Source organism: Clostridium sp. AM42-4 (assembly GCF_003480105.1).
GTDB lineage: Bacteria > Bacillota > Clostridia > Lachnospirales > Lachnospiraceae > Brotaphodocola.
In genome coordinates this window covers 58,798-65,439 of sequence record NZ_QUIK01000019.1, presented here as the reverse complement: position 1 = coordinate 65,439, position 6,642 = coordinate 58,798, and the positions used below count along the sequence as shown (strand labels likewise).

Below are 6,642 nucleotides of genomic sequence, written 5' to 3'. Positions count from 1 at the left end.
AAGGCAACTCACACGGCCCTATTAAAGTTAATCAAATTGTTTATTTCGTTCCGAAGATGCGGTCTCCGGCATCGCCGAGACCCGGACAGATGTACGCGTTTTCATTTAAGCAGCGGTCTAAGTGCCCAATGTAGATCTGGATATCCGGATGTGCTTCATGCAGGCGTTTTAATCCTTCCGGAGCTGCGATGATCGCCATGAATTTGATATGCTTTCCACCGTGCTGTTTGATGAAATCGACAGCTGCAACGGCAGAACCACCGGTAGCAAGCATCGGGTCGGTTACGACAATGGTTCTCTGGTCGATCGGGGTTGGAAGCTTGCAGTAATATTCGTGAGGCTCGTGGGTCTCTTCGTCGCGGTAAAGGCCGATATGTCCGACCTTTGCGCTCGGAACCAGTGCCAGAATGCCGTTTATCATGCCAAGGCCGGCACGGAGGATTGGAACGATTGCCAGTTTCTTTCCTGCGATCATAGGAGTCATGCAGGTTTCAATCGGAGTTTCCACCTCGACATCTTCCGTCGGAAGGTCGCGCAGGGCTTCATAGCCCATGAGCATGGCAATTTCTTCAATGAGAGAACGGAATTCATTGGTTCCGGTATTTTTGTTCCGGAGAATAGAGATTTTGTGCTGGATCAACGGATGGGTAAAGATGGTTACGTTTTCCATAAGATAAAATCCTCGTCTTTCTTTTATTTATTCTCTGGGGTATAGGCCGCCAGGATATAATCTCCGATCGCGTGGGCAACTGGAAGGGAAACATAGACAGAACCTTCAAATTCATAGCTGAAGCATTCCGGGAATGTGTCACTGTATGGAAAATCTGCGTGCTGGAACAGATTGGTATAATAGGCCTGGTCCATGGAAGCAAGAAATTCTTTTGCGGCAGCTGCAGTTTCGGCATTTGCCTCCGGGAAGGTGCAGTCATCGGACAGAACGTAGGAAGCCAGAGTTGCCGGATCGATTATCTGGGAAAGTCTGACATCAGCTCCAGAAGACAGATTTACGGTATTAGTATAGAAAACAGCGGTTGGATGCGTGCTGTCAGGACCTGCACAGTCGCCCTCGTAGCGGACGGTGATACGGTTTTTGGTTGCAGAGAGAACTTTGCAGGTGATGGTTACCGTGTCTTTCGTTTCATCGATCTCATAGGCTTTCAGGATGGAAAGCGCATTTTCTTTCAAATGCGCATTGATCTCTGCTTTTACTGAGGAGTCCGAAATGACCGGGTATTGAACGGAAACATTCCCGTTCCGGTAGGTTTCTGTTTTGACTGACAGGGAAGAGGCTGTGGCCGAACCACCGGCGGAAGTGCCCTGAGACTGGCCTGCGGCATTTTCAATTGCTGGTTCAATCGTGATTTCCTGTCCTGTCTTGTTTTCACTGTTTCCTTCGCCGGAAACAGTGGTGGCAGCAGGAGCAGTCTGTACACTGGATTCGGCAGCCTGATTGCCGGACAGGTCGATCTTATCGTGTTTCTTTTTGCACCCGGTAGCCAGGCATGCAGTGCCAAGTGCTAACAGGGTGATGGTCATGGTGTATTTTAATTTCTTTGGTATCATGATTTCTCCATTTCTTCTTTTTTGATGAAGCTCTCAAGCTATTATAACGCAAAGTGGGGAGGAAATACAGGAGAAAAAAAGAAATAAGAATATCGTAAGAAGATATACAATGGAAAAAAGAAAGAGCCCTGAATAACTGGAATCAGTCATTCAAAGCTCTTTGCCCCTGCCAAGGATGCCGGCAGCCGGACTCGAACCGGCACGAGGTCGCCCCCGTCAGATTTTGAGTCTGATGCGTCTGCCATTCCGCCACGCCGGCTTACTTACGCAAGGAATATTGTAGCATAAGTGCCAGAGCTTTGCAAGGGATTTTTTTAAAATTTGTAGCTATTGGATACACAATTTAAATAAATAAAAACGATTCTGTGCCTTTGCAGGTTAGAATAAATGTTCAAAGCGCTTCATGGCTTCGATGGTATTCTCATGGTTGTTGAAGGAGGTCAGACGGAAATAATTTTTGCCATTTTCGCCAAAGCCAGCTCCCGGGGTTCCGACTACCTGTGCATTCTCTAATAAGTAGTCAAAAAACTGCCAGGACTCCATGCCGTCCGGACATTCGAACCAGATGTATGGGGAATGGATGCCGCCAAAGAAGCGGATCTTTTTGCGCTTTAAGGTATCTGCGATGATGAGCGCATTTTCCTGGTAATATGCGATGTTTTCGCGGCACTGTGCCATGCCTTCTTCGGTAAAGACAGCAGCGGCACCCTTCTGGATGATATAGGAAGTACCGTTAAACTTGGTGGACTGTCTGCGGTTCCACATAGCATGCAGGGACATCTCTTTTCCGTCGGAAGCTGGGAAGACAAGCTCTCTCGGAACTACGGTGTAACCGCAGCGGGTTCCGGTAAAGCCTGCGGTCTTGGACAGGGAGCAGAATTCGATGGCACATTTTTTTGCACCTTCGATCGCGTAGATGCTGCGCGGCAGCTCCGGGTCGGAGATAAATGCCTCGTATGCGGAGTCGAAGAGGATGACAGCATGGTTAGCCAGGGCATAATCAACCCATTCTTTTAACTGATCTTTATTGTATACAGCACCGGTCGGATTATTCGGGGAGCAGAGGTAGATAATATCTGCATGAACAGACGGATCTGGCATCGGAAGAAAGTTATTTTCTGCATTGCCGGATAAATAAGTAACTTTTTTTCCGTTCATGATGTTGGAATCTACGTAAACCGGGTAGACCGGATCCGGGATCAGAATGACGTTGTCGTTGTCGAACAATTCGGAAATATTTCCGGTGTCACTCTTGGCACCATCGGAAATGAAGATATCAGCGGCATCGACGGAAACACCGTTGCGGGCATAGTATGCAGAAATTGCATCGCGCAGGAATCCGTAGCCCTGTTCCGGGCCATAGCCTTTAAAGGTTTCTGCAGAAGCCATGGCATCGACTCCTTCGTGGAGACCTTCAATCGCAAGGCTTCCAAGCGGGAGCGTGACATCGCCGATACCAAGGCGGATGATCTTTTTGTCTGGATGTGCTGTCTCATAAGCGGCAACCCGGTGGGCAATTTCAGCGAAAAGATAGCTTTCTTTTAAATCCTGGTAATGTTCATTTAATTTAGGCATGTGGGAACCTTCCTTTCGTATGACCGGCTGTATGTGGGGTATACTGCTGCACGGCAATCCGCAATTAGTAGCGGCAAACCGGTCTTCATAATGAAAGTAATTCTAACAAAGAATAAAAATCAAGTCAATCGGACGGAAAATAAATAGAGGAAGAAATTGAAAAATTAAGCGGAGTATTGTATGATGGTATGTATTCACAGGAACGAAAGTGAAGAAAATATGGTGGAATGCGGAAACAATGCATGAAATAGTATGGACTGGCGAAAACGTGCAGAACACTCAAAGGAAGAACAACAAAAACGATGGCAGGAGGTGACAGAATGTATTCATGCAGGGAAGCAGAAAAAATGGTCATGCCTTATATCAACCATCAGCTCGACGAGACGCAGCTGGAGCAGTTTTTGAAGCATGTAAGAAGCTGTCCGGCCTGCCGGGAAGAACTGGAAATCTATTATACGGTTTCCGTAGGCTTAAAGCAGCTGGATGAGGGAACCGGGGTTTACGACATTCCGGGTCTGCTGGAAGAAAGCATGGAGAATGCCTGGCTTACGGTACGTACCGCGCGCTTGAGAAAGGTGATCTGTTATGCGGCGAATACGCTGAATGCAGCTTCTGTCCTGGTCATTTTACTGATGCAGCTTCGAATCTGGATCCAACGGTAAAACATTGTTTTGGCTGGCAGTGTACAGTAACAGAAATTCAAATTGTGCAGCTGAAATTTTGTGAAAATATTTCAGCGTTGGCGCTATGTTAGGGAAAGGGAAAATCCATGGGAAAACTGGTTTTAATAGACGGGCACAGCATTTTAAACCGTGCGTTTTACGGTGTGCCGGAGCTGACAAATTCTGAGGGACTTCATACCAATGCGGTGTATGGGTTCCTCAATATTATGTTTAAGATATTGGAAGAGGAAAAAGCGGACCATCTCGCAGTGGCCTTTGACTTAAAAGAGCCGACCTTCCGCCATAAGATGTATGCAGATTACAAGGGCACCAGAAAGCCGATGCCGGAGGAATTAAGAGAACAGGTTCCGCTGATGAAAGAGGTACTGACGGCAATGGGAGTTCCGATTCTGACCATGGCCGGTTATGAGGCCGACGATATCCTGGGAACTGTGGCAAAGCGCTGCCAGGCAGAAGGTGAGGAGATTTCCGTGGTATCGGGAGACCGTGATCTCTTACAGCTGGCCGATGCGCATATCAAGATCCGGATTCCGAAGACCAGCCGCGGTACCACGGAGATTCATGACTATTATCCGGAAGATGTAAAACGGGAGTATCAGGTAACCCCGATTGAATTTATCGATGTCAAAGCGCTTATGGGTGATACTTCCGACAATATCCCGGGTGTACCTTCAATCGGAGAAAAGACCGCCACGAATCTGATCGTGGCGTATGGAAGCATTGAGAATGCGTACGCGCATTTGGAAGAAGTAAAGCCGCCGCGTGCAAAAAAAGCACTGGAAGAGCATTTTGACATGGCGGTCATGAGCAAAAAACTGGCAGAGATCTGCATCACCTGCCCAATTGCCTTTGATTATGAGGATGCAAAACTGGAAAATCTGTATACGCCGGAAGCATACCAGTATATGAAGCGTCTGGAGTTTAAGTCTATTCTGGCGAGGTTCGATGTACAGGAGATGGGAGGTAATTCGGTCGAAGAGCATTTCTGGAGTATAGAGGATCTATCCGGGGCAGAACAGATTTTTGAAAAAGCTTTGACTGCAAAACAGGTGGGATGCCAGCTGATCCTTTCCGAAAGCGGAGTAGCAGGTTTTGCCATCTGCACGGGTGAGGAGGAAATCTATATCATTCCGGCAGCTGGCTTTTTAACCGGAAATTATCTGTGTGATCATGTGGAAACATTGATCGTAAACCGGGATCCGTCTTTGGAACCGGTAGCTGTGCTGGATTTAAAATCCCAGCTTCCGTATCTGAATCTGGATTATGGCAGTGCGGTTGTGGACATGGGTGTGGCAGGCTACTTATTAAATCCGTTAAAAGATACGTATGAGTACGATGACCTTGCGAGAGATTACCTGGGAATGACGGTGCCGTCCAGGGCTGACCTGCTTGGAAAGAAAACACTGGCAGCAGCGCTTGGGGAAGAACTGCCGGGGGCAGTGACCTGTGCCTGCTATATGGCTTATGTGGCATACAAGGCATCCGGCGTTCTGAAAGAGCGCCTGGAAAAAGAGGGCATGTTAAAGCTCTACCGGGAGATGGAGATGCCGCTGATCTACAGTCTGTACCATATGGAACAGGCCGGAGTCCGCGTGGACAAGGAACAGCTAAAGCAATACGGAGAGCAGCTGGAAGGGAAAATTGCCACGCTGGAGCAGGAAGTATATGAACTGGCCGGGGAGAAATTTAATATCAATTCCCCAAAACAGCTCGGGGAAATTCTTTTTGAGCGTATGCAGCTGCCGCATGGCAAGAAGACAAAAACCGGATATTCCACAGCGGCAGATGTGCTGGAAAAGCTGGCACCGAATTACCCGGTGGTACAGAAAATCCTGGAATACCGTCAGCTCACCAAGCTGAATTCGACTTATGCGCAGGGGCTGGCTGGTTTTATCCGGGAAGACGGCCGGATCCACGGGAAGTTTAATCAGACAATCACTGCAACGGGACGCATCAGCAGCACCGAGCCGAACCTTCAGAACATCCCGGTCCGTATGGAACTTGGACGTGCCATCCGCAAAGTATTTGTGCCGGAAGATGGATATGTGTTTGTGGATGCCGATTATTCCCAGATTGAACTTCGTATTCTGGCGCACATGTCGGGCGATGAACGTCTGATCAACGCCTACCGAGATGCCCAGGACATCCATGCCATCACGGCTTCCGAAGTATTCCATACACCGCTTGCTGAGGTAACGCCGCTTCAGCGCCGCAACGCGAAAGCAGTAAACTTTGGCATTGTATATGGAATCAGTGCGTTTGGATTGAGCGAAGATTTAAGCATCAGCCGGAAAGAGGCGCTGGAATATATCAACAAGTATTTTGAAACGTATCCGGGCGTGAAAATATTTCTGGATGACCAGGTCAAAATTGGCAAAGAACAGGGATATGTCACCACCATGTATGGAAGAAAACGACCAATCCCGGAACTGAAATCCGGCAATTTCATGCAGCGTTCCTTTGGGGAGCGTGTTGCCATGAATTCCCCAATCCAGGGAACTGCCGCGGATATCATGAAACTGGCGATGATCGCGGTAGACCGGGAACTTCGGGAGAAGCATCTGCGTTCCCGCATTGTCCTGCAGGTCCACGATGAGCTTCTGGTAGAAGCCCATCAGGAAGAAGTGGAGCAGGTGGTACAGATTTTGACAGATAAAATGAAACATGCGGCGGACCTGAAGGTTTCCCTTGAGGTAGAAGCTCATGAAGGAAATAACTGGCTGGATGCAAAATAACGGGCAGTCTGCTCTTTTAAAACATGGTCGAATAAAAAAGAGCCTGCCGTTTTAAGACTAATTAGCTGGCGGATTGCTGCCAGCTG

At 48.2% G+C, this 6,642-nt stretch carries 5 protein-coding genes and 1 tRNA gene; 2 read left to right on the top strand and 4 right to left on the bottom strand.

Annotated features, from left to right (window positions below; translation table 11 throughout):
* Nucleotides 1-40: 40 nt before the first annotated feature.
* The 4 genes from upp to DW922_RS13955 all read right to left on the bottom strand — a co-directional run bounded on the left by upp (nucleotide 41) and on the right by DW922_RS13955 (nucleotide 3,138).
* A complete protein-coding gene (gene upp / locus DW922_RS13970; protein ID WP_118720070.1) occupies nucleotides 41-670 on the bottom strand; it encodes a uracil phosphoribosyltransferase in 630 nt (209 codons plus the stop codon).
* 23 nt (nucleotides 671-693) lie between these two features.
* The gene (locus DW922_RS13965; RefSeq protein ID WP_118726900.1) at nucleotides 694-1,563 is read right to left on the bottom strand and encodes a hypothetical protein; all 870 of its coding nucleotides are present in this window, start codon (nucleotides 1,561-1,563) and stop codon (nucleotides 694-696) included.
* A gap of 176 nt (nucleotides 1,564-1,739) precedes the next feature.
* Nucleotides 1,740-1,822, bottom strand: a tRNA-Leu gene (locus DW922_RS13960).
* 119 nt (nucleotides 1,823-1,941) lie between these two features.
* On the bottom strand, nucleotides 1,942-3,138 hold the full coding sequence (locus tag DW922_RS13955; protein WP_118726899.1) for an LL-diaminopimelate aminotransferase: 1,197 nt from the start codon (nucleotides 3,136-3,138) through the stop codon (nucleotides 1,942-1,944).
* 320 nt (nucleotides 3,139-3,458) lie between these two features.
* Here DW922_RS13955 and DW922_RS13950 point away from each other — a divergent pair, with 320 nt between their 5' ends.
* Both DW922_RS13950 and polA read left to right on the top strand, forming a co-directional pair.
* Complete coding sequence (locus tag DW922_RS13950; RefSeq protein ID WP_118720074.1) at nucleotides 3,459-3,800, top strand: zf-HC2 domain-containing protein; 342 nt, start codon at nucleotides 3,459-3,461, stop codon at nucleotides 3,798-3,800.
* Nucleotides 3,801-3,907: 107 nt separating this feature from the next.
* On the top strand, nucleotides 3,908-6,556 hold the full coding sequence (gene polA, locus DW922_RS13945) for a DNA polymerase I (protein ID WP_118726898.1): 2,649 nt from the start codon (nucleotides 3,908-3,910) through the stop codon (nucleotides 6,554-6,556).
* Nucleotides 6,557-6,642: the final 86 nt, after the last annotated feature.

Coding starts and splice junctions, on each gene's coding strand:
- upp (WP_118720070.1), bottom strand. CDS start 670: ATGGAAAACGTAACCATCTTTACCCATCCGTTGATCCAGCACAAAATC.
- DW922_RS13965 (WP_118726900.1), bottom strand. CDS start 1,563: ATGATACCAAAGAAATTAAAATACACCATGACCATCACCCTGTTAGCA.
- DW922_RS13955 (WP_118726899.1), bottom strand. CDS start 3,138: ATGCCTAAATTAAATGAACATTACCAGGATTTAAAAGAAAGCTATCTT.
- DW922_RS13950 (WP_118720074.1), top strand. CDS start 3,459: ATGTATTCATGCAGGGAAGCAGAAAAAATGGTCATGCCTTATATCAAC.
- polA (WP_118726898.1), top strand. CDS start 3,908: ATGGGAAAACTGGTTTTAATAGACGGGCACAGCATTTTAAACCGTGCG.